The sequence below is a fragment of the Kitasatospora sp. NPDC053057 genome, from assembly GCF_044546945.1.
GTDB lineage: Bacteria > Actinomycetota > Actinomycetes > Streptomycetales > Streptomycetaceae > Kitasatospora.
In genome coordinates this window covers 20,707-47,314 of the sequence record NZ_JBITZP010000042.1, presented here as the reverse complement: position 1 = coordinate 47,314, position 26,608 = coordinate 20,707, and the positions used below count along the sequence as shown (strand labels likewise).

Genomic DNA, 26,608 nt, shown 5'->3' with positions numbered 1-26,608 from the left:
AGCCTGTGCGATGGGCGGGGCCGACCGGCGCTGCCGAATTCGGGTGGGTCATACGGAACCACCAGCAAAAGCCCTTGTGACAGTGCAGACTTGTTGCATCGTGCGGCGTTGATGTTGAAAATCTGCCCATGACCTGCGAAGTCAGCGGCCAAAATTCTCTGAGGGAGCGCAATGACGCGATGGGGACGGCTCGCCGTGTTGCGCAGGGCCGCCGGCTACACCCAGGAACAGTTGGCGACGGCGATGGATGTGGACCGGACGACAATCCATCGGTGGGAGAACGGAAAGGCAACGCCGCACCCGTGGCAGATGCCGAAGCTCGCCAAACGCCTGAAGGTCTCCCAGGACGAGTTGCGCTCCGCCGTCTTCGGGAACCCGGATGCGGATTGCGCTCCCCGATCGGGTGCAGAGGCGGAGCGCGGCGAGTCCGCGGCGGCAGCGCCTTCACAGCCGGGACCAGGTATCACCTGGCAAGGAGCCGCTTCCGAGCTTGGCGATGTCGGACCGCGGCTCGCCACGATGGACGCCTTGATCAGCGACTGGGCATCCGTCAACTCGAACACTCCACCTCCCGCCCTGTCGCTGTGGGTCACGGAAGAAGACGTCATTGTCGCGGAGGGCATGCTCGGCATGTTCCGCCAGCTCGACCACACCCACGGAGCCCGTCAGCACTGGCGGCAGGTCAGCTCCTATATCGACACCGAACTCGAAGGCCTGCTGCGCCGGCCTGCTGTCAATGAACAGGTCGCGCGTCAACGTGCCCAGCTCACAGTCGGGTTCTGCGAGCTTGCCGGGTACCAGGCCGTCGACATCGGCAACCCCGACCGGGCCCTGGAGTACTACCAGCGCGCCTTGGCCCTGACGACGACAACCGGCGATCAGGCGTACGGTGCCTACCTCGTGGCAGCGAACCTCGGACACCTCGCCCTGCACCGCGGGAACCCGGAGACCGCCCTGCGGTGGGCCTCCTCCGCTCGCGCCGCGGCCGGTACCACCGCGAGCCCGGCCACACGGGCGGCCATCACCGCCGTCGTCGCCCGAGCGAACGCCAGAATGCTGAGGGAAAGCGAGGCGACCCAGCTGATCCTCGAAGCCGAGAAGCTCCTCGAAGCAGCCAGCGTGGAAGACGAACCCACCTGGATCCGCTACTTCACCCACGCCTACCTCGCGGACGAGGCCGCACACTGCCTCCACGACCTCGGCCGTGCGCCGGACGCCAGGATCCAGCTCGCCGACGCCCTCGGCGGCGTCGGCAAGGACAAAGTCCGCCGGCGCGCGATCGACGCCGCTCTGCTCGCCGCGACCTGGCTGCGCAGCGGGGACGTCGACCAGGCATGCGCGGTCGCCCGCGATGCCGTCGCCTACACCGCCAGGACAGGATCAGGACGGTGTGTCGAGCGGGTGGCCGGCATTCTGGCCGACCTGCAGACACACGCCGACTACGTCGCGGTTCGGGAACTGCGCGAGTTCGCCCGGGCCGTGCTGCCGGACGCCGACAGGCTGGCGGTCATGCTCGCAGGCGGCTCATGATGCGCCGGTAGAAGTCGAGTTCAGCACGGAGCGCCTGCTCCCGTGCCAAGGGCGCCGACAGGTAGTGGTCGCCGCCCTCCAACAGCAGGCTGCCATGGTCACCGCCTCGGCTGGCCAGCTCCTCGGCGAAGCGCATGGCCTCCTCCGCAGACGTGATCGTGTCGGCGGAGCCGTGGATCACCAGCACGGGGCAGCGGACCTGCTCGGGCTTCACCGCGCCGACTGGGCCTCGCAGCGCAGCTGCGTGCGGACGCTGGAACGCCGGAACGGACAGCTCCCACCAAGCGGGGTCGATGATCGCCGAGATGGCTGTCGCGGCAGTGAACGGTCCCGGACGGCATGCCGCCTGGAGCGCCGTGTACCCGCCCGCGCTCGCCCCGCTGATGAACACAGCCCCGGGCGTCGCCTGGCCGATCGTCAGGAGATATTCCGCGGCGGCCGCGCAGTCGTCGACGTCGTAGGCGCCCCAGTGGCCGTGCAGCGACTGCCGGAAGGCGCGTCCCCGACCCGTACTGCCGCGGTAAAGAACTTCGGCGACGGTGAATCCGTGGCTAACGAAATACTGAGTGACCCAGTCCAGCCGGAGGGGGACGTCGTCCGTCGGGCCGGGATGGGCCCGGACGAGGAGAGGACCCGGTCGCGTGTCTCCGGGCGGCAGGTGCAGCAGGAAGCGCACCGGCCCGCCCGGGCCCGCGATGGTCTCGACTGAGGGAGGAACTGGCGTCCAGGGCACAGAGAACTCGGAAGCCTTGCCGACCGGGAGGGCCTGGGCGTCCGCCCGTGCTGCTAGATCGATCGACCAGATGGCCGGCGGGCTGCTTGTCGTGGAGCCGACCACGGCCAGGAGGCTGCCGTCGACGGTGACGTACGGCTTCACGGACGTGAGATTCGAGCCGAGCCGTCGCCGACGCCCCTCAGCGTCGACGGCGAGCAGCTTGGTGGCGAACCCGTCCGTCACCGTCAGCACGACGGTGCCGTCTCCGGTGAAACCGTACGACTGGTAGCCGCCTTCCCAGGGCGCCGGCGCGCAGTCCGCCTCGATCGGCGCGACTGCCTCCACCACGCCATCGCGCAGCCGGTACAGGTTCCACCACCCTGTCCGGTCCGACATGAAGTACAGCAAACCGTCCGGTCCCCAGGACGGCTGCACCGCCGACTCATCGGAGCCGCCCGCCACAACGCGGGTCGGCCCGACGGTGTCCGATCGGATGTCGGCCAGCACGAGGCGAGTGTTGTCCCACGGCATCTGGTCGCGCTGCCACTCCACGTAGGCCAGAGTGCCCGCCGCCAGCCGAGGAGAGCCGAGGAAGCCGCGGGAGCGAACCAGGACCCGGGTGTGCCCCGCCCGGGACACGGCGATGATCTCGTCCACGGTGTCGTCCCCGCGAACCGCGAGCAGACCGCCGCCCGGTGCCGGGGCAAGGTCTCCGTACTGCGCGGACCCGACGACAGAGTCGATCCACTCGGGCACGCTGCCAGCCGCTTGCCGAAGGAGGGAACCGTCGTCACCGACGAACCACACGCCCTCCGATGTCACGGCGAAGGCGCCGCCACCGTAGGCGTGGAGCTGACCTCCGACTGAGAAGTCGGGGGGCGTCACCGCGACGGCTGCGCCCGACCGGTCGGCGCGCATGACCCGGCGGCATCCGCCGTGATCGGGGTCCGACTGCAACCACCACAGTGAGCCCGACGCCGACCGGAGCTCGTCGTACGCCACCACCCTCCGGGCCACCCACTCGGGCGGGAGCCCGATGCCGTCGGTCATACAGTCGCGGTCCTCTCAGCATGCGCTGCTGGCTGCTCGTAGGCTATCCGCCGCCGGGAGAGCCACCGCACCCGGCCGTGGGCCGAGGCCTTCGAGGCCAACAGCGGCGGCTCTCCCGTACAGGAGCTCAACGACGGGCGTGACGCACCCGAAGATCAGTTGGAGGCGGGCTTGGGGGCGTACCGCAGCAGCACGACGTCGCCGATCGTACGGGCTTCCAGAAGCGCCATCCGTCGGCTGCTGCCGCCGGGGTAGTCCGCCGGGTGGAGGAAGCGTGGTGCGGCGGCGTCGCCGACGAGCAGCGGGGCGATGGCGAGGTGGATCTCGTCGGCCAGCCCCTGGGAGAGGAACTGGGTGTGGATCTGTCCACCGCCCTCGACCATGAGGCGCTCGACGCCGCGGGTGGCGAGGTCGTCGAGCAGTGCGCTGAAGTCGACGGTGGGGCCGGTGCTGACGACGTCGGCAAGGCCGTCGAGCGTCTCCCGGAGCTTCGGTGCGGCAGCGTCGGTGGTGTAGACGACCTTCTTATCGCCGAAGTGCCAGAACTTGAGGTCCCGGCCCAGGTCGCCGCTGGCGGAGATGGTGACCTTGAGCGGGTACTCGGGCTTGCCGGCCGCGATCCGGTCGGCGCGGCGCTTGTCACTGTTGACCAGCAGACGGGGATTGTCGCTGCGCAGGGTGTTTCCGCCGATGAGGATGGCGTCGGATTCGGCTCGTACCTGGTCGACGCGGTCGAAATCCTCCGCGTTGGACAGCAGCAGACGCTCGGGGGAGGCGTCGTCGATGTGACCGTCGACGGAGGTCGCGACGCTCAACAGGACGAAGGGGCGGGAGGCCATCGGCGGTCCATTCTCTCGGGACAACGGGGCTCTGATCGGTCATCACACTTCATGAAGCAGGACGCTGTCGAGCGCCTGCCGGAAGTGGGCGACTTCCGGTACGCCTCGACACCCTTGCAGCAGGGTGTCGAGGTGCGCCAGCTCGATGAGGATCCGGGCCGACCCGGTCGTCGTCGCAACCGACAGCGCCGAGGTGGCGGTTGTGGCGGCGTGCTCGGGACCGTCGGTGTGGAACTGGGTGATCGCCGAGCGGGCGAGGTAGACACCGCGGTCTCGCTGGTAGCTCGAGGGCAGGGACCGGATCGCCTTCTCGAAGCCGGCTGCCGCCTCCCGGTGGCGCCCCAGGGACGACAACGCCCGGGCGCGCTGGGCCTCCACGTAGGCCTCGTTGAGCCACCGGCCTCGGCCGAACGGTGCCTCCGGCGGCTTAGCGAGCAGCGTGAGAGCTTGGTCGAACGCGTTCTGGGCGGTCCTCTCGTCGCCGAGCAGCGCGTGTCCGTGGGCCGCGTACACCGCGCCCATGGCGGTCAACCGAGTTCCCGCGCCGGCCAAGCGCTGGGCCGCGGCGGCGAGGTCGATCGCCTCGACGGAGTCCTGCATGTCGCCGGCGAGCTGCGCCTTCCGCGCCATGATGTAGGCGGTCAGGTCCTGTTCGCCGGAGGCGCTCGCCCAGTCGACAGCGCGGTCTGCCCAATACTGGGCGGCACGGTGATCGCCGCTGTCCTGGTAGAGCCAGCTGCAGAACTCGGCGTACTCGGCCTGCACTTGCAGAAGGTCGTGCCGGTCCCGGCCGGCGGCCTCGCGGCGAAGGTGCTGGATGAGTCGCACGTGCTCCTGGGCCGTGGCGACGACTCCGCGAGGACCCAGGACGTTGTCGCACTCGACCAGCGACCTGCGGAGCAACCGCATGTTCTCGACCGGGTGGATCTCAGTGGAAAACACCGGCGGGACGGCCCGGACGCCGGATACTGCGGATCCCGCTGAGGGTGTGACGCCCAGGACAGCTGTGCCGCCTCGCAACAGGGGCCGACGTGGCAGGCTCACGAAGACGATCCTCCCGTCAGCCGTCCGACAGCCGACCCGGAAGCCGCCGTCCATGAGGGCCATGGGCGCCACGCCGGCCGTGATCTCCTCGGCGCCAGCAGCCTCCCAATCCGGTGTCGCGCCCTTCCGGCCAGCTCCCTCCAGCAGTGAAGTGCTCTGCACCGGCGCCACGTTGTCGTTTGGCCCGATCCGCTCAGGAGCATCCAGTAGGGCCTCGGAGAGTTCCTGATGGCCAACCCTCAACAGGTCGGCGAGCTTCGGCATCTGCCACGGACGGGGCGCAGCCTGACCGCGATCCCACCGGCCGACCGTCGTCCGGTCGACCCCCATCGTGGTCGCGAGGGACTCCTGCGTGTGCCCCGCGCTCACGCGCAACGCGATGAACCGCTCGCGCCGTGCCCCCATCGACCGTCCCTTAGCCTGCCGGAACCCGCTTGCGCCGGAAGTTGCCAGGCCAGCGGACGCTTTGCCGCACAGATGCAGCATCAGTGCATCAATTCTGCTCTGTTCAAGGAGCGTTCGCAGCGCTTTCGTAGGTCTCGCCGGACACTCCGGCGGTACCCACTGGAAGGAAGGACAAGGCATGGAGAGCACCGCGCCCGCTGCTCACGACGACGAGGGCGGCCTGCTGGTCGCCGTCCGCAACATCCGAGCCGCCCGTTCCCGGGCCGACGTGCCGTCCGACAACACCGGCGGCCGATCCGACCAGAACGACACCTGAGCAGGACGCCCACGATGCCTGAGACCGCCTCGTGGGCGGTGCGCCTGGGTGGGGACCAGTTCCTCACCCGGGCGCTCCACCGCTCCTACGCCGTGATCCCCGCAGAAGGCGCCGACGCTGCGCCCCTGCTGTCCTGGGACGATCTGAACACCATCCTCGCCACCCATCGCATCGAGCCGCCCCGGCTGCGGCTCTCGCAGGATGGCCAGACCGTTCCTGTGAGCCGATACTCGACGCCGATCACCAACCGGCGCGGTGTGACCTGGCACCGGCTGCACCCCGCCCAGCTCCACGCCAGGCTCGCGGAAGGCGCCTCGCTCGTCGTGGACGCGATCGACGAGATCCACCCGCCGATCCGAAGCGCCGCCGAGGACCTGGAACGCTTCGTCGGTACAACCGTGCAGACCAACGCCTACGCCTCCTGGACCGAGCAGGAGGGCTTCGGCCGGCATTGGGACGACCACGACGTGGTCGTGGTCCAGCAGTACGGGGCGAAGCGCTGGCGGCTGTGGGAGCCGACCCGGCAGGCCCCGACCTTCCGTGACGTCGACTCCCCGAAGGAGCCCGAAGGCGAGCCGGTCGCGGACTTCGTCCTCCACCCGGGCGACGTCCTCTACCTGCCTCGCGGATGGTGGCACAGCGTCACCGCCGACCAGGGCACTGAGTCGCTCCACCTCACGTTCGGACTCGTCGCCCAGACGGGCGCCGCCCTCGTGGGGTGGCTGGTGGATGAGCTGCACGAGAGCACCGTCCTGCGGGTGGACGTCCCGCGCCACGCCGCGGCGGAGGCGAAGGCCGCCTACCAGAACGAGCTGCGGACCGCGGTGCTCACGGCGCTGTCCGACCCCAACCTGATCGACCGGTGGGCACGGTCCACCGGCACCACCCATTTCGGCCGACCGGCACCGTCCCTGCCCTACGTGGACTCCCTTCCTGCGGACAAGGAGATCGCGGTGCGACTCACCGCCCCGCGCGCCGAACTCACCAGCAACCCGGGCGCCGGGACCGTCACCCTGTCCGCTGCCGGCACTGCGTGGGACTTCGCCGAGCGCGCCGCCCCCGCCCTGCGGATCCTGCTGACCGGGGACACCGCCAGCATCGGTGAACTCGCTGACGCCGCCGGCCTGGAGGTCGAGGACGCGGCTGGCATCCTGACCGCCCTTGTCCAAGGCCAGGCCCTCGCCGTCGTCAAGGCCAGCCGGTGAGCCCGGTTCTCGGCCTGGGGACCTATCGCGTGCGCGCAGCCGGCGACGCGGCGCGCACCGTCCTCACGGCCGGAGCCCGATGGATCGACACCGCCCCCAACTACGCTCACGGCCAGGCACACCGTGACCTCGCCCCCGTCCTCGCCGAGCACCCGAACGCCAAGGTGACGACGAAGACCGGTTACCACCCGGCCGGCCGCCACAGCCTCACCCCGGCGGACGTCCGCGCCCAGACGGAGCAGTCGCTCGCTGTTCTCGGCCGTGCCGACCTCGTGTTCGTCCACAACCCCGAGCGATCGAGCCACAACCGGAAACAGCTGCATCACAACGTCCGGGCCGCATTCGCGGTGCTGGAAGAATTCGCGGACGCTGGCCGTATCGGGGGCTACGGCGTCGCCACCTGGTCCGGCTTCACCGAGCAGGCGTTCACCGTCGCCGAGCTGGCCGGGCTGGCTCGGGATGCCGCCGGATCAACGGACCACCACCTCGCCGGTGTGCAGATGCCGGTCAGCCTCGTCATGGCCGAGCCTCTCGCCCTGGCCCTCGACGATGGCGGGCCGCTGATCCACGCGCGCGACGCCGGAATCACCACGTTCGCTTCCGCCCCACTACACGGCGGTGAACTGCCGGGCCTAATGACACCCGAACTGGTGAACCTCATCGCGCCGGGATCGACCCCGCACGCCGCCGCGTTCCAGGTCATCGGAGCGTGCCCGGCGCTGGACGTTGTCCTCACGTCGACCAGCACCCGTCGGCACTGGGACGATGCCAGGGTGGCCCTCGCCGAACCGATCCCCGACAAGCGACTCAGGACGGTGCTCGATGTCCTTTCAACCGGATGACGACACCCGGCACAGCCTGACAGCAGCACACCAGAAGGCCGCCGCGTTCCTCGGCCTCGTGTGCACCGAACCACCGGTCTTCGGTACCTCCGGAACCACCGTCGGTCGCCGGGCCGGGGGCATCTGGCTCCGCGTCTCCAGAAGCAGCCGCCACCGGGTACCCCGGCCGACCGGCCAGGGCGCCCTCGGCGCCGAACAGCTCATCCCCGCATCCGTCCCGCGACCCCGGCTCCACGACACCGTGGACTGGACCGAGGCCGGCTGGTTCTACCAGGCCGACGTTTTCGACCTGGTAGGTCCCGCAGTCTCCTCCACGCCGGATCTTCGCGACGACCCTGGTCTGGACGACGGCTGGTGGACCGCGCTGAAGGACGCGCTGGCCGACATCGCAGAAGCACCCAGTGCGAAGATCACTCTGCGCCAGACGTGGGTCGAAGAGGTCTTCCCGAAGTACCTCGGCATCCCGGCCCCGGCCGAGGTCGAGCGGACCACCGGACACGGTGATCTGCAGTGGGCCAACTTGACCACCGGGCCGCTCAAGATCATCGACTGGGAACGCTGGGGGCTGGTGCCAGTCGGCTACGATCCCGCAATCCTGTGGGTCAGCAGCCTCCTCGTGCCCGAGGTCGCGGACCGCATCCGCGCGGAGTTCGCCGACATCCTCGACACTCCTGCCGGACGTGTCGGTCAGCTGATCGCTCTCGCAGAGATGCTCCAGGCTGTTGATCGGGGGTACTACCCAGAACTTGCCCCGCTCCTCGCTGACCGGGCACGTGAGCTGACTGGGGTTACCCCGCCGCAGGGCACCGACCCCGACCTCGTCCGGTAGACCATGGACCTCCGGCAGGAGCCCGTCCATCACGTCCTGGACCAGGTGGAGCAGCGCCTCGCCACGGGGCTGGACCGGACCAGCATGGTGCGCAAGCGCCGGACAGTCGGAGCCCGCACCGACCGCGGCAGCTGGGTCCGGGTTGAACGACGCCCATGGGCGCGAGCCCGGGAACAGGGCTGGGGCGGAGTCGAAGCCGCAGCGGTGTTGGCCGGCGTGGCGATGCCACGTTGGTCCAGCTCGGCAGCATGGCAGGACCCAGACGACGGAGCGATTTGGCAGGCGGACGAGACCTCGCTGCTGCCGGACCGCCCGGTCGGTCCGGCAATCGCGGCCGCCGACCCGACGCTGCCGGACGCGTGGTGGGGGCCGCTGAACGCCGCGCTGGCAGCGCTGGCCGGTCAGCGCACAGCCCGGGTGGCGACCCCGGACGCCGAACGGATCACGCAGCAGCTGGTCGACGACACGATCCGGGCCGCCTTCCCGGAGACAGTGAACACGGACGTCAACCACTGGTGCCCGGCGCACGCGGATCTGAACTGGGCAAACGTCACGGGCCCAGGCGAGTTCTGCATGTTCGACTGGGAGGACTGGGGAATGGCGCCACGCGGACTCGACTCGGCGTCGCTGTACGCCGCCTCCCTCGCTGTACCGGCGCTCGCGGACCGAGTGAGCAGGGAACGCCGGACAGACCTTGAGGGCCACGACGGGATGGTGATGCAGTTGTTCGTGCTGGCGAAGATCGTCGGACCGCACGCTGGCACGAATGACCCGCGAACGGGGCCGGCGCAGCGGGAGGCCACGCGGCTGATCCACGCTCTTCAAGGGGGCTGAAGTCACCCTGACTGCACGGGACCAAAGTCAGCGAACAGGGAAGGAGTACGCATGGACTCCACCGCGCGCCCTCCGGGCGGTCACGACGCCGAGGACATCGCGAGTGCGAAGGAGCGAGGCTGGCGCGATCTGGCGCCCATCGACGACGCCTACCAGGCGGGCGAGATCACGGCCACCGAGTGGCACTCCGCTGTCCTGGACGTCATCGAACCGGCCTACCTCAACGGCGACAACCCGCGTGCCCAGTCCGGCCACAGCGGCGACGAGACCCGCTGGCGAGAAGCCCGCGATCTGCTCGTCGACCTGCTCCCGCCCCACGGCGGGACGTTCCTCGACGTCGGATGCGCCAATGGCCACCTGATGGAGAGCCTGACCAATTGGGCGGCTGAAGTAGGGATCATCATCGAGCCCTACGGAGTGGAGATCTCCACCGCCCTTGCCGATCTCGCCCGAACCCGCTGCCCGAAGTGGGCGCATCGGATCTGGACTGCCAACGCGATGGGCTGGAAGCCTCCGCATCGCTTCGATGCCGTCCGCACCGGCCTGGACTACGTGCCGACGGACCTGCGCGGCGCGTACGTGGCTCATCTGCTGGACCACGTGGTAGCCCCGGGCGGCCGACTGATCATCGGTGTGTACAACGAGGAACGAGACCAGACCACGACACAGGACCTGCTGCGGTCCTGCGGCTACACCCCGGCCGGCACTACCACAAGAAACCACCGGCACCCCAAGATCCAGTACAAGGGTCTCTGGCTGGCCAACGCTTGAGTAAGCGCTTAGCCGCTGGCGCCGGAGCACGCGCCTCCCCGGTTCCCTGACGGGCAGTGCGCTTGTCTCAGCAGGCCGACACCGTCGGCGAAGCGCCAACCATTGCGAGTAGTGCTGGCACGCAGGCCAGAGCATGGCCCATGTCGGCGTCGAACTCGCCGTCTTCGAGTTCTTAACAGGAATGCCTTCCACTCGTTGGCGTCGAATCGCGGGATGGTGCCCTTCGGATCGGCCGAGAGCCGAAGGTCACGGCACCGTCCGGGAGGAACGCCTCGCTTCCAGTCGGTTGGGGTCGCCACCGGGCGCCCCAGCCATACTGCGGTGCTGAGATCGAGGGCGTAGAGGGCCTGCATTGGCGACGCCTGCATGGTGGCTCATACCGCGACCAGCCCGCCAGCGAGAAGCACGGCGGCAAAGTGCTGCATCGACTGATTGCTGGTCCTGATCGGCAAAGAACCGTCAGACGGCGTGACTGGTGGCGGGGCTCCACGTGCTTTCCGTACTGGCCGCGAGCATCGAATTCTGCCCCTGCTCGCGGGAAAGTGCGTCCGTCTCACGCTGGATGGGGCCGAGCGCCAGAGATAGGACGCGACAAGACCACTTCGCATCGCCGGGCGCCCGGCGCTCTTGCCTTTGCTGCCTGCGGGCCCCGTACATCGACGGCGCTTCTTGCCGGCGTCAGACCACTGGAGCTGAGGAGGTACTCATGGCCCAGACCGCTGATCCACCACGCGATGACAGGATCAGCTCGGCAGTTGTCATAGGCCGGATCGCATGGTGCGCCTACAACGACGCCACCACCCACTCGCTGGGGGAGCTCGGAGCGTCGTTTCAGCAGCTGGAAGGCGTCGCCGGTACGGATTCGACGACCGGGCTGCTGCTGCGTACCTGCCACCGTATCGAGTGGTACGAGGCAGAACCCCCGATGGCGGCCACCGCGCCGCTCTCGATCCGGCTCAGCCGAAGGATCACCGGCCATCAGGCCGCTGCTTCCCGGCTGGCCCAGATCGCCGCCGGCACGATGTCCCTGATCCTCGGGGAGCAGTTCATCTTCCAGCAGGTGCACGCGGCCTTCGACAGGTTGTCCGCTGACCACCCCCTTCGGCCGGTGGGGGCAGAGGTGCTCCTGCTGGCAAGCCAGGCTCGGCGCCGGTTTGGCCTCCGGGCTCGACTCGACTACCGCGACCTCGCCCGAACCCTGCTGAGCGCGTCGACCGCCCAGCCGAGCAACCTGGTCGTGGTCGGGGGCGGTATGCTCGCCCAAGCCGTCGCACATGAACTCGGTGATGATCGCCGCGTCTTCCTTCTCACCCGCAGCCCCAAGAAACTTCGTCGGCTCCTGCGGGCCGGATCCGCCAGGACGACCGTTCTACGGATCACGGACCTGCCCGACACCGTTCGGGACAGTGGCTTCGACCTGGTGCTCGCTACGTCCGGGCTCACGCCGCAGTACCGCGAGCACATCGCACGCCTCGTGGACGCCGCCGCCCGCCGGCTGGTCGTCGACCTGTGCGCGACGCCCGTCCTGCGTGAGCGTTCGAACTACCAGTACCTGCACCACCCGGCCGTCACCGACCTCATCGAGGACGCCAATCGCCCGGCCGTCGAGGCCGCTCGCGCTGCGTCCTCCTGGATCGAGAACCACTACGGAGGCCGCAGTTGACCACGATCGTCGACACGCTGGTGATCGGCGCCGGCCCCGCTGGGCTTGTCGCCGCCGAGAGACCCTCCAGCAGGTCATCGACCAGTGGCAGCAGAACCGGGCAGAGCGCGACGCGGCCGACGGTGCACCCTGATCCACGAGGCTTCGTAGTACGGGCCCTGCCTTGGCCATGACCAGTGGCGACAATCCTGCGTCAAGACGGCTGCCGACCGCGTCAAGGACGCGTCAGGACGAGCGGACTGAGGTTCGACCGCACCTAGCGTGAGCTGCGAGGAAACGGTTCGCCGCCCGGGCGTGGGGCCTGGCGGCGAACCGCTTGCCGAATCCCCGACCCCGGCGGGCTCCTCCGGGGCAGGTTCGGCGGCCAGTGTGAAAAACAGGGGGAGGGGCGCGCGGCGATGCCAGCGGGAAGATCGAGCGGTACGGCAGTCGTGGAGAACACGGTCGCGTCGGAGACAGCGCGGCAGGAAACAGCCGTACCACTTCCCGCGCCGCGTGCCCCCGGTCACTGGTTCGGCCGCTCCTGGCGTAGCCGGGACTGGTGGAACACCCCGCGCCTGGTGCGCGGCCTGACCGGGCTCTGCCTGGTGGCGCTGCTCGGCGCCGGCACTGCGACCGCCACCGTTCTGGGCGGCGCCCGCGATGGGACGGACGTGATCGGACACCAGGCCGCGCCGCAGGTGGTGCGCTCGGCGGACCTCTACTTCGCGCTCAACGACATGGATGCTCAGGCTGCCAACCTGCTGCTGTTCGGCGCCGATCCGGACTACACGGCGCTGCGCAAAGCGACCATGGACACCTACGAACAACGGCGCGCTCAGGCCGACACCGATCTGCAGCACGTTACGGAGGCGGTGGCCGGCGACGCGGCCGGGCAGCGGGCCGTGCAGACCGTCATCGGCGAACTCGGCCAGTACGAGGCGCTGGTGGCCCGCGCCCAGCTCCTGGAAGAGCAGGCCCACGCCTCGGTAGGCCGTCCCTCGGCGGACGCCCTCGCGGCCTACCACCAGGCGACCGACCTGCTGCGCCAGCGCCTGCTGCCGGCCGTCGACGAGGTGACCAAGGCCAATGCGTCGGTCGTGGAACGCAACTACAGCGACCAGCGCGACGCCCTGTCCGGCGGCTGGTGGGGAATCCTGGTCACCGGCCTGCTCGCCCTGGCCGCCCTCGGGCTGCTGCAGCGGCTGCTCGCGGTACGGTTCCGGCGGCTGGTGAACGTGCCGCTGGCCGTCACGACCCTGATCGCCCTCGCCGGGCTGGTCACCGCGCTGACGCTGGCCTCCCGGGCGGATCACCAGTTGGTGGTCGCCAAGAGCAACTCCTTCGACTCGGTGATCGCGCTCAGCCGGGCGCGCGCGGTGGCGTACGACCTGAACGCGGACGAGAGCCGGTACCTGACCGACCCCGCCCGGGCGGCCGCGTACGAGCAGAGCTTCCTCGACAAGACCCAGTCCTTCGCCCGGATCGACGGCGCGACCCTTGCCTCGTACAACGACAAGCTCGCCGCGCTCGCCGACAAGCACCGGGCCGACCACGGCCAGGTCGGCTTCGGTGGCTATCTCGGTGACGAGCTGCGCAACATCACCTTCGCCGGTGAGCAGGAAGCGGCGGAACGGGTGCTGGCCGCCTTCCAGCAGTACCAACGCGACGACCGGAAGATCCGGGAGCTCAACGCCCAGGGCAAGCTCAAGGAGGCCGTCACCTTCGACACCGGCACCACCGCGGGCCAGTCCAACGCCGACTTCGACGTGCTCAGCGCCGCCCTTGAGGACAACCAGGCGATCAACCAGCGTGCCTTCGACGGAGCCGTCGCCGCCACCGACGACGACCTCGACGCCGCCACGGCCGGACTGGGTGCGGCGGCCCTTGCGGCGGCGCTCGCCCTGACCGCGGTGGGGGTACGGCCGCGCCTGCGCGAGTTCGCGTGAGCAGAAGCGCCGGCGCGGCCCACGTCGCGTAGGCCGTCGAGCCGGCCGCGCCCCGGCGGGCGGCGCGCTGGCGCGAGCGACGCCTGTTGCGGGTGCTGCGGCGAGTGGTCGTGGTCCTGTTCAAGATCGTTGCCGCGATCCCGGTGTTCTCGGGGGTGGTGAGCCTGGGGACCTATCTGCTGACGGACTGACGGACTGGTCAACACGGAAGGAAACGGAAGGAATCATGAGCAACCACGTCGTCGTGGCCGAGATCGGCCTGACCAAGAACCGCTTCGGCGCCGAGATCAGGACCTCCGAGCCGATGTCTCTGGAGGAGGCGCGAGCGTTCGTACTGGAGGCGGCCCGCGGCCAACACCCCGACTTCGCGCCGGCGGCGAAGGAGGCCCAGGTGCTACGGGCGGGGGCGGACCAGTACCTGGTGGTCGAGGGCCACCGGTTGAACCCCGACAGCCTGAACCGGTTCACCGTCACGCAGGTCGTCGACCACAGCTGACCACTCTCGCGCGCGCGACATCGCGGTTCGTCTCCCCGGCCGGCGGGTCGGGGAGACGAACGATCCGGTCACAGCTCGAATCCGCCCCCGGTCGCGAGAGCCAGGCGCCCGACGTTCCTGCCCGTCAATGATCCGTTGTGATTTCACCGATCGGGCGCACGCGAAGGTTACCCGTGGGTACGCTCGGCCGGTTACTCATGGGGGGCACCGGGTTGAGCGTCCGGTGCGCATTGGGGGGAGTGGCGGACGATGTCCGATCGTATGACCGCGTTCGACCGGATGATGAATCCGTGGGCCTACGACGCCGAAGGCAAACTGACGGCCCGGGCCCAGCGCCAGGAGGCGGCGCGGACCCGGCTCAACTCGGCCGACTCGCCGGCCGGCGCCGGCGGCGGATTCTCGGTCAAGCTCGGGGAACTGACCGCCGCTGCCGCGGACGCCGAGCAGATCAACTGCCGCCTGAGCGGCGAGTGTCAGGGCGCCGATCAGAAGATGACGGCGGTCGCCGGAGGCCTCCCGGGCTTCGGCGTGGGGGCGGCGTGCAAGGAGGCGTCGACCACCTGGGACAAGCAGATCCTGGCGCTGTCCAAGGTCATCGGCGCTCTCGCCCAGAACCTTCGGACGAGCGTCAACAACTACCAGTCCACCAACTCGGCCGCGGCCGCCGGATTCCAGGGCTGAAGGGGGCACACCATGGTCGACTTGCACGATCTGAGCAACGCCAAGGTGGACGTGCTCACCGCCGCCGCCACCTCGTGGGAGCAGATCGCGACGAAGCTCAGGGCGATGGACGGCGAGTGGAACAGCGTCGTCGTCGCCAAGGTCAACGGCTCGGGCTGGACCGGCAAGAGCTCGGAGCTGGCCAAGCCGGCCCTCCAGCGCGGCAACGACCAGCTTGGCGCCGCTGCGACCGAGGCCGCCGCGATCGCCTCCGTACTGGGCGAGGCGGCCAAGGACATCCAGGCCGCCAAGGACAAGGCCGCAGCGGTCGTCGCGGAGATCACGGCTGCTGGATACACCGTCAGCCAGGACGGCGGCACGGTCAGCTGGCCGGCGCCGGACAAAGCGACCGCGCACGACCCGGAGGCGTCGCGGACCTACCAGGACAAGTGCCGCGCCAAGGCCGAGGGCTTCCAGCGCCGGATCGGGAACGTTCTCAGGGAGGCCACCGAGGCCGACCAGCGGGCCTGTTTCGCCCTGCGCGCCGACGCCACCACCGACAAGGACGGCTCCTTCAACGCCCAGGCAGTCGGAGGCGGCCCCGAGGCGGACGCGAAGCGTGCCGCCCAGCTGGCGGCCAAGGGAAAGAAGCTCACCGATCCCGAACTCCTGGAGCTCAACAGCCTGTTGGCCGCCCACGGCGGTGACCCGGTGTTCACCACCAGATTCTTCGAGAAGGTCGGACCGAAGGGCCTGCTGGTCTTCTGGGACAACGTGGTCGGCGCCGACTCCGGCGTCGGGGGCGTGAGCGACGCCCGCCTGCAGCAGTACCAGGATCTGCAGAAGAACCTCGGTACCACCCTGGCCACGGCCACCCGAACCTCCAACCAGCCGCACCTGTCCGACCAATGGGCCGCCGACCTGCGCAAGGCAGGCGCCGAGCTGCTGTCCGAGGAACCGCCGGTCGGGATGGGCACCAGGCCGTACATCCCCCGCGGGTACCAGGTGCTGGCCGGCATCCTGCGGACCGGGAACTACGACCCGCACTTCCTCGACCCGATCGCCGAGCACGTCGTCCAGCTCGATGCCAAGGACACCAACCGGACGAGGCCGTTCTGGCCCGACTTCGGGGGAGACAAGCGGGGAATCTTCAACATCGCCGGCCAGGACGGGGCGGCGGGCTACCAGCCGCTCACGGGAATCCTGGAAGCGCTGGGCCACAGCCCGGAGGCGGCCACCAAGTTCTTCCACGACCGGCCCACCGCCTACAACACCGACGGCACGGTCGACCCGAACGGTAAACCGAAGCCCGCCGACTACCTCCACTACCTGGCGCACGACAAGGAGTTCACACCGGACACCCTGTCCTACGACAAGGACGTCCAGGCGAAGTCCCTGGCCAGCGGGCCGCTCGCGTTCGGCCACGCGCTGGAGGCGGCTACCAGCGGTCACCCGTACGACGAGATGCCCAATCCTCCGCTCAAGCACCGCGCGGACCAGGCCGAGGTCATGGCCAAGGTGATGGACGAGTTCGGCCACAGCAAGGACGGCGGCAGCCTGGCCCGGATCAGCGGCAAGGACGCCCCGCTCGCCGCGCTGCGCCCGGCCCTGGGCCACCTGGTCGCCGACTACATGGGGGACGTCCAGCACTCCTTCTCGCCGTACGACAACACCCTGCCGGTGAACGGAGCGCCCGCCAACCTGGACACCTCCCACGTCCGCGCCGTCCTCAACCAGCTCGGCCGCGATCCGGAGGCGTACGGGAGCGTCATCAACGCCCAGCAGGCGTACACCACCGCCCTCATCCACACGGCCTTCGTCGGCGGTGAGACCGACATCTCCAAGCTCGCCATCCCGGTGAACAACGCGGCGAGCTCCGGCGGCGCGATCGCGGGCATCCTCAACGAGGCCCGTGCGGACGCCGTGTTCAAGGATCACGCTGCCTCGGACAAGGCGTACAACGACGCGGTGGCGAACGGGGCGGCATGGGCCCGGGGTGCGTTTGACACCGTGGTCTACCAAGCCACCGCGGTGGTCCCGGGCGCGGGTGCGGCTGGGGACTTCATCTTCGGCCAGATGCTGCAGAGCATCGTGGACAGCACGCACCAGGACACCCTCGCGGCGGCGCAGGACGAGGCCGGCCAGAAGGCGGACGAGGCCCGCAACGCCAACGGGGTCAGCACGGCAGCGGCGGTGCGGGCCGCGGCAGTCGGGAGCGGCCTGAGCACGGACCAGGTCAACCAGCTTGCCGCCAATGCTGGGCACCAGGCCGTACAGGGCGGCGCGGTAGGAGCCGGGGCGAACAGCACCGCCAGCGGGAAGGGGTGACGAGGGTGCGGCGGTACGAGAAGGCGCTGCTTGCTGGAGGACTGGCGGCCGCGTTCACGGCGACCGGGGTCGTCGGCTACCTGGACTGGCGGGCGCACGAACCGGACGAGGACCGGAGCAGGGCCACGAGCCTGTGCGGACTGCCCACGGGGCCGGACACACCGCTCGGTCGGCTGCTGCCCCCGGGCCGGCAGGACGTCCAGGAGCGGGTTCACGGTTTGGGCGATGAGGGGGCGTCGGGGTCCTGCACGATCCGGGTGGACGGCCGGACCGCCCTGACCGTCACCACCGACCGCCACGTGGGACGCGCCGTACTGCCACCCGAGCTGGCCCAGCAGAGCGGTGCGGAGAGCTTCGGGACCGGCAGCTCCTCGGTTGCCTGGGCGCGGGGTGCCGCCGTCGTGGAGTACTGCCCTCGCCCCAGCACGTTCCACCACGTGCTGCTGCGGGTCGTGCCGGGCGATGCCGCCCGGGTCGGTCGGCCCGAGGCGGACCGGGCCGATTTCGAGGACCTCGCCAAGTCCGCCCTGCCGAAGGAGATGAACGCGGGGTGCGAGTGAACCGTCTCCGATGGGCGGCAGGGTCCACTGCCGTCGTGGTCGGCCTCGGCGCCGGCCTATACGGCTGGCACCGCCACCTCGACCAGGGCGTGCAGCACCCGCCGGCCGTGGACCTCTCCCACGGCGAGTGCCGGGGAACCCTCGACGACCCGCGCTTCGCTGCGTCCCTGGGGTCCACCCGACAGGTCCGGGTCGACACCACGTTCATTCCGGGTGGTTCCACCTTGCCGGACCTCCTGTCCTGCTTCGTGGACGGCGAGCACCGGCGGGACCTGAGCGTCAGGGTGAGCGGCGCGGGCGACGAACAGGACCGAACCACCCTCGAACGGAGGGACGTACCGGCGGACGCCCAGTCGTTCCCGGCTGGTGAGGCCGGCGACCGTGCCGCCGTGGTCCGTTTCACCTGTGTCACCAGGTCGGGCGCCGACGGCAAGGAGCTGACCTGGTACTACACGGCGACGGCTGCGGTCCAGAACGCCGGGGGCAACTCGGATCCCGCCCCGGGCCGGCAGAAGACGGCGGAGCTGGCGGTGGCGTTCGCCCACCGGGCAGCCGAGAAGGCCCTCGGCTGCACCAACACCATCGACCTGCCCGAAGGGCCGTACGTGTTCAGCCCGCTGCCTCCGCAGCTGATGCCCCCGCGGGCGGGTCAGGGCTCGTAGCGGTAACCCATGCCGGCCTCGGTGATCAGGTGGCGGGGGTGGGCGGGATCGGGTTCGAGCTTGCGGCGCAGGCCCGCGAGGTAGACGCGCAGGTAGTTGCGCTGCTTCTCGGCGGTGGGGCCCCAGACCTCGCGCAGGATCTGCCGACCGGGCACGAGGTGGCCCGGGTTGGCCAGCAGGAGGGTGAGGATCTTCCATTCGGTGGGGGTGAGCCGCACGTTCCCGGCCGGTCCGGTGGCGGTGGCGGCCTCAGTGTCGATCTCGTACTCGCCGATCCTGGGGTTGTGCTCGCGGACGAGGCGGGGCGGTCTGCGCAGGACGGCCCGCAGGCGGGCGAACAGTTCGTCGGGGTCGAACGGTTTGGTGACGTAGTCGTCGGCTCCGGCGTCGAGGGCGCGGATCATCTCCTCGGGTTCGGTGCGGCCGGAGAGCACGATGATCGGCGCATCGAGGCAGGCGCGCAGGCGCTGCAGGACGTCGACGCCGCCGAGGTCGGGCAGGCCGAGGTCGAGGAGGACGGCGTCGGGCTGTTCATGCTCGGCCGTGGCGAGTGCCTCCTGGCCGCTGTTCGCGGTGAGGACCGTGTAGTCGGCACTGAGGTTGATCCGCAGGGTTCGCAGCAGGAGCGGATCGTCGTCGACCAGCAGGACGCTCCTCACTGTTCCTCCTCGATGTGCGTGGCGGCGGGCAGGGTGAGCAGCAGGGTGGTGCCGCCGCCGGGGGTGTCCTCGACTTCGAGGGTGCCGCCCATGGCTTCGGCGAGGCCGCGGGAGAGGGCGAGGCCGAGGCCGACGCCGGTGGTGTTGTCGGTGTCGCCGAGGCGTTGGAAGGGGAGGAAGACCCGGTCGCGGTCCTCAGGGGCGATGCCGGGGCCGCGGTCGACGACGCGGATCTCGACCTGGTCGGCGTGGTGGCTGGCGGTGACCAGGACAGGTGCGCCGGGGGCGTTGTGCCGCAGTGCGTTGGCGATGAGGTTGGCGAGGACGCGTTCCAGCAGGGGCGGGTCGGCGAGCACCGGTGGGGCGGTGTCCAGGTCGAGGGGCTGGACGGCGGCGTCCGGGTCGGCGAGGGAGTCCATGGCCCGGGGTAGTACTTCGTCGAGGTGGGCGGCCTCCAGGTGGAGGGTGAGGGCGCCGGCCTGGAGGCGGCTCATGTCAAGGAGGTTGTCGACCAGTGCGGTGAGCTTGAGCAGTGACTCGTTGGCCATGGTGAGCAGTTCGTCGCGGTCGGCGGGTGCGAACTCCACGTCGGGGCTGCGGAGTGAGCCGACGGCGGCGAGGGCTGCGGCGAGCGGGGTGCGCAGGTCGTGGCTGACGGCGGCGAGCAGGGCGGTGCGCATCTTGTCGGCGGCCTTGATCGGTTCGACTTCGGCGGCGGCGGTGGCGAGGCGGTCGCGCTCCAGCGCGGCGGCGATGTGTGCGGCGAAGGCGGTGAGGACGCGTTGGTCGGTGGCGGAGACCTGGCGTCCGGCCAGGACCAGCAAGGCGTCCGGTCCGGCGGGTAGTTCGGTGACCGTGCGGTCGGCAGCGGGCTCGCTGTCGGAGTCGCTGCGGGCGATGGTGGCGCCGCTGCGGTCGAGCAGGGCGACGGAGTCCAGGCCGAAGGCGGTGCGGGTCTTGTCCAGCAGGGCGGGGAGGGCGTCGGCGCCGCGCAGCACGCTACCGGCCAGGGTGGAGAGGGCCTCGGCCTCGGCGGTGGCGCGGGCGGCCCGGGTGGTGAGGCGGGCAGCGTGGTCGACGACGGTGGAGACGGTGAGTGCGACGACCGCGAAGACGACCAGGGCGATGAAGTTGTTGGTCTCGTCGATGGTGAAGGTGTGGACGGGCGGGATGAAGAAGTAGTTGAGCAGCAGCGAGGCCACCAGCGAGGCCAGCAGTGCCGACATCGCGCCGCCAAGCAACGCGACGGCTACGACGCCGAGCTGGAAGATCAGTGCGTCGGTGGTGAGGTTGACCGAGTGGTGGAACTGGGACAGCACGGCCGTCAGCAGCGTGGGCACCACCAGACCGGCGAGGTAGCCGGCGACGGTGCGGCGCCGGGAGTGGCGCCGGCCCAGCGAGGGCAGCCGGCCGCGGCCGGTGAACTCGTGGGTGACCATGTGGACGTCAATGTCCTCGGACGCGTCGATGGTCGTCTGGCCGTTGCCGGGGCCGGTGAGGAAGCGGTTGATCCGGCCCCGGCGGCTGGTGCCGAGGACCAGCTGGGTGGCGTGGTGCGCGCGGGCGAAGGCCAGCAGCGCGGTCGGGATGTCATCGCCCACGACGACGTGGTAGCTGCCGCCGAGGTCCTCGACCAGCTGCCGCTGCTGGGCGAGCGCACCGGGTGAGGCGCCGGCCAGGCCGTCGCTGCGGGAGACGTGGACGGCGAGCAGCTCGCCGCCGGCGGTGCGGTCGGCGATCCGGGCGGCGCGGCGGATGATCGTCTCGCCCTCGGGGCCGCCGGTGATCGCCACGACGACGCGTTCGCGGGTCTCCCACACTCGGTCGATGTTGTGGCTGGCGCGGTAGTCGCGCAGGCCCTCGTCGACCCGCCCGGCCACCCACAGCAGGGCCAGTTCCCGAAGTGCCGTCAGGTTGCCGACGCGGAAGTAGTTGGACAGGGCCGCGTCGACCTTCTCGGCCTTGTAGACGTTGCCGTGGGCCATGCGCCGGCGCAGCGCCTGGGGGGCCATGTCGACGAGTTCGATCTGGTCGGCCCGGCGGACCACCTCGTCGGGGACGGTCTCGCGCTGGGGGATGCCGGTGATCTTCTGGACGACGTCGTTCAGCGATTCCAGGTGCTGGATGTTGACGGTGGTGATGACGTCGATGCCGGCATCGAGGAGCTCGTCGATGTCCTGCCAGCGCTTGGCGTGCCGTCCGCCGGGGATGTTGGTGTGGGCGAGTTCGTCGACCAGGGCGACGGAGGGGCGGCGGGCGAGGATGGCGTCGAGGTCCATCTCCTCGAAGTCGGTGTCGCGGTAGCGCCGGCGCAGGCGGGGAACCACCTCGAGTCCGTCGAGGATTCCCGCGGTGTGCTTGCGCCCGTGGGTCTCGATGAAGCCGACGACCACGTCCGCGCCGCGATCCCGCCGTCGGTGGGCCTCGTCCAGCATGCGGTAGGTCTTGCCGACGCCGGGGGCCGATCCGAGGTAGACCCGCAGCCGTCCGCGGCGGTGAACGGTGCCGGGGGTGAGGTCAGGGGGCATGGGCGCTGTGCTTTCTGGCGAAGGGCGACCGGTACGGCTGTGATGTCGGGCCGGTGGGTGGTGAGGGGTGCCCCGCTGGGCGACGGGGAGAACGGGCGACCGACCCGGGTGCGGCGGGGTGTGCACCGCGCCCGGGTCGGCCTGGAACCTCAGCGTGCCGAGGCGGTCACTTTGCCTCGCTGACGGCCTTGTTGAGGAGGACGACGTTGACGCCCTCCTGGCCGAGGAAGCCGAGGGAACGGCCCTCGATGTATTGGTCGACCAGCTTGGCGACCGTCTCCACCGGCAGGTTGCGCTCCTTGGCGACCCGGTTGACCTGCTCCTTGGCGTAGGCCACCGAGATGTGCGGGTCGAGGCCGGAGCCGGAGGCGGTCAGCGCGTCGGCCGGCACGCTCGCCGGGTCGACGCCGTCGAAGGCGGCGACGGCGGCGCGGCGGTCGTTGACGGCCTTCAGCAGGTCGTCGCTGTTCGGGCCGAGGTTGCTGGCGCCCGAGTTGTCGCCGGCGTAGTTGTTGGCGGAGGGCCGGGGCTGGAACCACTTAGGGTCCGGGACCGGGTCCTCCTTCGGGTCGTCCGGGTTCTTCTTCGGCAGCTTGTAGTTCTGGCCGAGCAGGCTGGAACCGACTTCCTTGCCATCGGACTTCACGATCGAGCCGTTGGCCTTGTCGCTGAAGACGGCCTGGCTGATGCCGGTGATCAGCAGCGGATAGGCGATGCCGCACAGGACGGTCATCACCAGCAGCGCCCGCAGCGCGGTGAGGTGGGTGCGCACGATGGTGGGCATGGTTCTCGTTCTCTCAGCTCAGACCGGGGATGAACTGGACGACCAGGTCGATCAGCTTGATGCCGACGAACGGCACGATCAGGCCGCCGACGCCGTAGACCCCGATGTTGCGGGCCAGCAGCGAACTCGCGTCCGACGGGCGGTACTTCACGCCGCGCAGGGCGAGCGGGATCAGTCCGATGATGACCAGGGCGTTGAAGATAATCGCCGAGGTGATCGCGGACTGCGGGCTGTGCAGGCCCATGATGTTGAGGTGGCGCAGGCCCGGGTACACGCCGGCGAACATCGCGGGGATGATCGCGAAGTACTTGGCCACGTCGTTCGAGATCGAGAACGTGGTCAGCGCACCGCGTGTGATGAGCAGCTGCTTGCCGATCTCGACGATCTCGATCAGCTTGGTGGGGTTGGAGTCCAGGTCGACCATGTTGCCGGCCTCCTTGGCCGCCATGGTGCCGGTGTTCATCGCGACGCCGACGTCGGCCTGGGCGAGCGCGGGGGCGTCGTTGGTGCCGTCGCCGGTCATCGCGACCAGCTTGCCGCCCTCCTGCTCCTTCTTGATCAGGGCCATCTTGTCCTCGGGGGTGGCCTCGGCGAGGAAGTCGTCCACGCCGGCCTCCTCCGCGATCGCCTTGGCGGTCAGCGGGTTGTCGCCCGTGATCATGATGGTCTTGATGCCCATCCGGCGCAGCTCGTCGAACCGCTCCCGCATGCCCTCCTTCACCACGTCCTTGAGGTAGATCACCCCGAGGACGCGAGGAGCCTCGTCGCCGTTCTTCGCGGCCACCACCAGCGGCGTACCGCCGGCGGCGGAGATACCGTCCACCAGCTGTGCCACGTCCGGTCCGACCGAACCGCCGTTGTCGGTGACCCAGTTGGCGACCGAGCCGGCCGCGCCCTTGCGGACCTGCACGCCGTCCACGTCCACGCCCGACATGCGGGTCTGGGCGGTGAACGGGACCCAGGTGGCGTGGGCAAGCTCGCCCTGGGCGCGGGCCCGCAGACCGTACTCCGTCTTCGCGAGGACGACGATCGAGCGCCCCTCCGGCGTCTCGTCCGCGAGGGACGAGAGCTGCGCGGCGTCCGCCAGCTCGCCGATCTCGACACCTTCGGCGGGCAGGAACTCGGCGGCCTGGCGGTTGCCCAGGGTGATGGTGCCGGTCTTGTCGAGCAGCAGGGTGTTGACGTCGCCCGCGGCCTCGACGGCGCGTCCGGACATCGCCAGCACGTTGCGCTGCACCAGGCGGTCCATGCCCGCGATGCCGATCGCGGAGAGCAGCGCACCGATCGTGGTCGGGATCAGCGCCACGATCAGGGCGACCAGCACGACCATCGACTGCGGGGCACCCGCGTAGGTGGCCATCGGCTGGAGCGTGACGACGGCGACCAGGAAGACGATGGTCAGCGAGGCCAGCAGGATGTTGAGCGCGATCTCGTTCGGCGTCTTCTGCCGGGCGGCGCCCTCGACCAGGGCGATCATCCGGTCGATGAACGACTTGCCGGGCTCCGAGGCGATCTTCACCACGATCCGGTCGGACAACACCTTGGTGCCGCCGGTGACGGCGGAGCGGTCGCCGCCGGACTCGCGGATGACCGGCGCGGACTCACCGGTGATCGCCGACTCGTCCACGGACGCGACGCCCTCGACGACGTCACCGTCGCCCGGGATGGTCTGCCCGGCCTCCACGACGACGTGGTCGCCGAGCTGAAGGGCCGTGCCCGGGACCTCCTCCTCGTCCTGGGTGGCCGGCCAGTTGGTGAGCCGGCGGGCGACGCTCTCCGTCTTGGTCTTGCGCAGGGTGTCGGCCTGGGCCTTGCCGCGGCCCTCGGCGACGGCCTCCGCCAGGTTGGCGAAGATCGTGGTGAGCCACAGCCAGACCGTGATCGACCACGCGAAGACGCTGGGGCTGGCGATGGCGGAGACCGTGGTGACGACCGAGCCGACCTCGACCACGAACATGACCGGGTTCTTGACCATCACCCGGGGGTCGAGCTTCTTCACCGCGTCGGGGAGCGAGGTGACGATGAGCTTGGGGTCGAGCAGGCCGCTCTGGACCCGGTGGGGGGTCGTACTGTGGTCGACCGGTGCGGGGTTGTGGGTGGTGGACATCAGTGGAGACCTTCTGCGAGCGGCCCGAGGGCCAGGGCCGGGAAGTAGGTGAGGCCGACGACGATCAGCACGACACCGGACAGCAGCCCGACGAACAGCGGCTTGTGGGTGGGCAGGGTGCCCGGAGTGGCCGGCACCGGCTGCTGCTGGGCGAGTGAGCCCGCCAGCGCCAGCACGAAAACCATCGGCAGGAACCGGCCGAGCACCATGCACAGGCCCAGCGCCGTGTCGTACCAGTCGGTGTTCACCGTGATACCGGCGAACGCCGAACCGTTGTTGTTGCTCGCGGAGGTGAACGCGTACAGCACCTCGGAGAAGCCGTGCGCACCGCTGTTGAGCATCCCGGCCCGCTCGCCCGGCAGGGCCATCGCCACACCCGTGCCGACCAGCACCAGAATCGGCGTGGTGAGGATGTAGAGGGAGGCGAACTTCATCTCCCGGCCGCCGAGCTTCTTGCCCAGGTACTCCGGGGTGCGCCCGACCATCAGACCGGCCACGAACACCGCCACGACCGCCAGGATCAGCATGCCGTACAGGCCGGAACCGGTGCCGCCGGGTGCGATCTCACCCAGCATCATGTTGAAGATCGTGATGCCGCCGCCGAACGGCGTGAACGAGTCGTGGAACGAGTTCACCGCACCGGTCGAGGTCAGCGTCGTCGAAGCGGCGAACAGCGAGCTGGCCGCGATGCCGAACCGCTGCTCCTTGCCCTCCATCGCTCCGCCGGCCGCCTGCAGGGCGGTGCCGTGGTGCTGCGTCTCGGCGAGGGTCAGCAGGGCCACCGAGGCAACCCAGAAGATCGCCATGACGGAGACGATCGCGTAGCCCTGGCGGTTGTCCCCGACCATCTTGCCGAAGGTGCGCGGCAGCGCGAACGGGATCACCAGCAGCAGGAAGATCTCCAGCCAGTTCGTGAACCCGGTCGGGTTCTCGAACGGGTGGGAGGAGTTGGCGTTGAAGAAGCCGCCGCCGTTGGTGCCCAGCTCCTTGATGACTTCCTGCGAGGCCACCGGACCGCCCGGGATCTTCTGCACGTCACCGGCGAGGCCGGTGACCTCGTGGAAGCCGTGGAAGTTCTGGACCACGCCGTTGGCCACCAGGACGAGGGCGAGCACGATCGAGATCGGCAGCAGCAGGCGCAGCGTGATGCGGGTGATGTCGACCCAGAAGTTGCCGACCCGGTCCGTCTTGTTCCGCATGAACCCGCGGATCAGCGTGGCCATGACGGCGATGCCGACGGCCGCGGAGACGAAGTTCTGCACCGCGAGGCCCGCCATCTGCACCAGGTGGCCCATCGCGGACTCGCCGCTGTAGGACTGCCAGTTGGTGTTGGTGACGAAGGAGATCGCGGTGTTCCAGGCCTGGTGGGCCTCCATCTGCGAAACGCCGAGGCTGAGCAGCAGGTGCGTCTGGAGGCGGATCAGGCCGTAGAGGAAGAGGACCGATACGGCCGAGAAGGCCAGCACCGAGCGCAGGTACACCGGCCAGCGCTGGTCGGCGTCGCCGTCGACGCCGATCACCTTGTAGATGCCGCGCTCGACTCCGAGGTGCTTGGCGGTGGTGAGGAGCTTGGCGATGTAGTCGCCGAGGGGGCGGTAGCACAGGGCCAGCGCCCCGACCAGGGCGAGGGCCTGCATCCAGCCCGCGAGAGTGGAGCTCATGATCAGAACTTCTCCGGGAAGATCAGCGCGACGACGAGGTAGCCGACGAGCGCGACGGCGACGATGAGACCTGCGAGGTTCTCGGCGCTCACAGCTTCTCCACCCCCTTCGCGACCAGAGCGATGACGGCGAACACGGCAACCGTGAGGCCGACGAACACGAGATCGAGCATGAGTTCCACCAGGTGGGGGA

The 26,608-nt window shown here is 69.8% G+C and carries 23 protein-coding genes; 14 read left to right on the top strand and 9 right to left on the bottom strand.

Annotated features, from left to right (window positions below):
• The first annotated feature begins 171 nt into the window (after positions 1-171).
• A complete protein-coding gene (locus tag ACIG5E_RS31850) occupies positions 172-1,530 on the top strand; it encodes a helix-turn-helix transcriptional regulator (protein ID WP_396539324.1) in 1,359 nt (452 codons plus the stop codon).
• On the opposite strand, the gene ACIG5E_RS31845 is transcribed toward ACIG5E_RS31850, so the two are convergent.
• The 3 genes from ACIG5E_RS31845 to ACIG5E_RS31835 all read right to left on the bottom strand — a co-directional run bounded on the left by ACIG5E_RS31845 (position 1,508) and on the right by ACIG5E_RS31835 (position 5,664).
• Positions 1,508-3,295, bottom strand: coding sequence for a S9 family peptidase (locus tag ACIG5E_RS31845; protein WP_396539322.1), 1,788 nt, complete (start codon positions 3,293-3,295; stop codon positions 1,508-1,510). The two genes, ACIG5E_RS31850 and ACIG5E_RS31845, sit on opposite strands and share 23 nt — an antisense overlap.
• A gap of 155 nt (positions 3,296-3,450) precedes the next feature.
• Positions 3,451-4,134 carry a RibD family protein gene (locus ACIG5E_RS31840; protein WP_396539320.1) on the bottom strand — a complete coding sequence of 228 codons (684 nt, stop codon included), beginning with the start codon at positions 4,132-4,134 and terminating at the stop codon, positions 3,451-3,453.
• Positions 4,135-4,176: 42 nt separating this feature from the next.
• Complete coding sequence (locus ACIG5E_RS31835) at positions 4,177-5,664, bottom strand: helix-turn-helix domain-containing protein (RefSeq protein WP_396539318.1); 1,488 nt, start codon at positions 5,662-5,664, stop codon at positions 4,177-4,179.
• Between the two features lie 97 nt (positions 5,665-5,761).
• On the opposite strand from ACIG5E_RS31835, the gene ACIG5E_RS31830 reads away from it, so the two are divergent.
• From ACIG5E_RS31830 to ACIG5E_RS31770, 13 genes are all read left to right on the top strand, one after another.
• Entirely contained in the window at positions 5,762-5,899 is a 138-nt protein-coding gene (locus ACIG5E_RS31830; RefSeq protein ID WP_396539316.1) for a hypothetical protein, read from the top strand.
• A gap of 14 nt (positions 5,900-5,913) precedes the next feature.
• The gene (locus tag ACIG5E_RS31825; protein WP_396539314.1) at positions 5,914-7,104 is read left to right on the top strand and encodes a cupin domain-containing protein; all 1,191 of its coding nucleotides are present in this window, start codon (positions 5,914-5,916) and stop codon (positions 7,102-7,104) included.
• On the top strand, positions 7,101-7,946 hold the full coding sequence (locus ACIG5E_RS31820) for an aldo/keto reductase (RefSeq protein WP_396539312.1): 846 nt from the start codon (positions 7,101-7,103) through the stop codon (positions 7,944-7,946). The genes ACIG5E_RS31825 and ACIG5E_RS31820 overlap by 4 nt, the downstream gene beginning before the upstream one ends.
• Positions 7,947-8,187: 241 nt before the next feature.
• Positions 8,188-8,775, top strand: a complete 588-nt coding sequence (locus ACIG5E_RS31815) for a hypothetical protein (RefSeq protein WP_396539310.1) — start codon at positions 8,188-8,190, stop codon at positions 8,773-8,775.
• Positions 8,776-8,778: 3 nt separating this feature from the next.
• The gene (locus ACIG5E_RS31810; RefSeq protein ID WP_396539308.1) at positions 8,779-9,609 is read left to right on the top strand and encodes a hypothetical protein; all 831 of its coding nucleotides are present in this window, start codon (positions 8,779-8,781) and stop codon (positions 9,607-9,609) included.
• Positions 9,610-9,660: 51 nt separating this feature from the next.
• Complete coding sequence (locus ACIG5E_RS31805; protein WP_396539306.1) at positions 9,661-10,380, top strand: class I SAM-dependent methyltransferase; 720 nt, start codon at positions 9,661-9,663, stop codon at positions 10,378-10,380.
• Positions 10,381-11,086: 706 nt separating this feature from the next.
• The gene (locus ACIG5E_RS31800; RefSeq protein WP_396539304.1) at positions 11,087-12,043 is read left to right on the top strand and encodes a hypothetical protein; all 957 of its coding nucleotides are present in this window, start codon (positions 11,087-11,089) and stop codon (positions 12,041-12,043) included.
• A gap of 560 nt (positions 12,044-12,603) precedes the next feature.
• Positions 12,604-13,971: a hypothetical protein gene (locus ACIG5E_RS31795; RefSeq protein ID WP_396539302.1), complete on the top strand. Its 1,368-nt coding sequence runs from the start codon at positions 12,604-12,606 to the stop codon at positions 13,969-13,971.
• Between the two features lie 226 nt (positions 13,972-14,197).
• Complete coding sequence (locus tag ACIG5E_RS31790; RefSeq protein ID WP_396539301.1) at positions 14,198-14,467, top strand: hypothetical protein; 270 nt, start codon at positions 14,198-14,200, stop codon at positions 14,465-14,467.
• A 249-nt stretch (positions 14,468-14,716) separates the two neighbouring features.
• On the top strand, positions 14,717-15,148 hold the full coding sequence (locus tag ACIG5E_RS31785; RefSeq protein WP_396539299.1) for a hypothetical protein: 432 nt from the start codon (positions 14,717-14,719) through the stop codon (positions 15,146-15,148).
• Between the two features lie 12 nt (positions 15,149-15,160).
• Positions 15,161-17,455 carry a hypothetical protein gene (locus ACIG5E_RS31780; protein ID WP_396539297.1) on the top strand — a complete coding sequence of 765 codons (2,295 nt, stop codon included), beginning with the start codon at positions 15,161-15,163 and terminating at the stop codon, positions 17,453-17,455.
• A gap of 5 nt (positions 17,456-17,460) precedes the next feature.
• A complete protein-coding gene (locus ACIG5E_RS31775) occupies positions 17,461-18,015 on the top strand; it encodes a hypothetical protein (RefSeq protein ID WP_396539295.1) in 555 nt (184 codons plus the stop codon).
• Positions 18,016-18,050: 35 nt separating this feature from the next.
• Positions 18,051-18,677: a hypothetical protein gene (locus ACIG5E_RS31770; protein WP_396539293.1), complete on the top strand. Its 627-nt coding sequence runs from the start codon at positions 18,051-18,053 to the stop codon at positions 18,675-18,677.
• On the opposite strand, the gene ACIG5E_RS31765 is transcribed toward ACIG5E_RS31770, so the two are convergent.
• The 6 genes from ACIG5E_RS31765 to kdpF form a co-directional block, all read right to left on the bottom strand.
• On the bottom strand, positions 18,665-19,336 hold the full coding sequence (locus ACIG5E_RS31765) for a response regulator (RefSeq protein ID WP_396539291.1): 672 nt from the start codon (positions 19,334-19,336) through the stop codon (positions 18,665-18,667). The genes ACIG5E_RS31770 and ACIG5E_RS31765 overlap by 13 nt on opposite strands.
• Positions 19,333-21,864 (bottom strand): ATP-binding protein, encoded by a 2,532-nt coding sequence (locus ACIG5E_RS31760; protein ID WP_396539289.1) that lies wholly within the window; start codon positions 21,862-21,864, stop codon positions 19,333-19,335. Before ACIG5E_RS31760 ends, ACIG5E_RS31765 begins: the two co-directional genes overlap by 4 nt.
• 166 nt (positions 21,865-22,030) lie before the next feature.
• Positions 22,031-22,648, bottom strand: coding sequence for a K(+)-transporting ATPase subunit C (kdpC, locus tag ACIG5E_RS31755; RefSeq protein WP_396539287.1), 618 nt, complete (start codon positions 22,646-22,648; stop codon positions 22,031-22,033).
• Positions 22,649-22,661: 13 nt separating this feature from the next.
• A complete protein-coding gene (gene kdpB / locus ACIG5E_RS31750; RefSeq protein ID WP_396539285.1) occupies positions 22,662-24,755 on the bottom strand; it encodes a potassium-transporting ATPase subunit KdpB in 2,094 nt (697 codons plus the stop codon).
• On the bottom strand, positions 24,755-26,416 hold the full coding sequence (gene kdpA, locus ACIG5E_RS31745) for a potassium-transporting ATPase subunit KdpA (RefSeq protein ID WP_396539283.1): 1,662 nt from the start codon (positions 26,414-26,416) through the stop codon (positions 24,755-24,757). The genes kdpB and kdpA overlap by 1 nt, the downstream gene beginning before the upstream one ends.
• Before the next feature lie 2 nt (positions 26,417-26,418).
• On the bottom strand, positions 26,419-26,508 hold the full coding sequence (gene kdpF, locus ACIG5E_RS31740; protein WP_037830997.1) for a K(+)-transporting ATPase subunit F: 90 nt from the start codon (positions 26,506-26,508) through the stop codon (positions 26,419-26,421).
• Positions 26,509-26,608 lie beyond the last annotated feature (100 nt).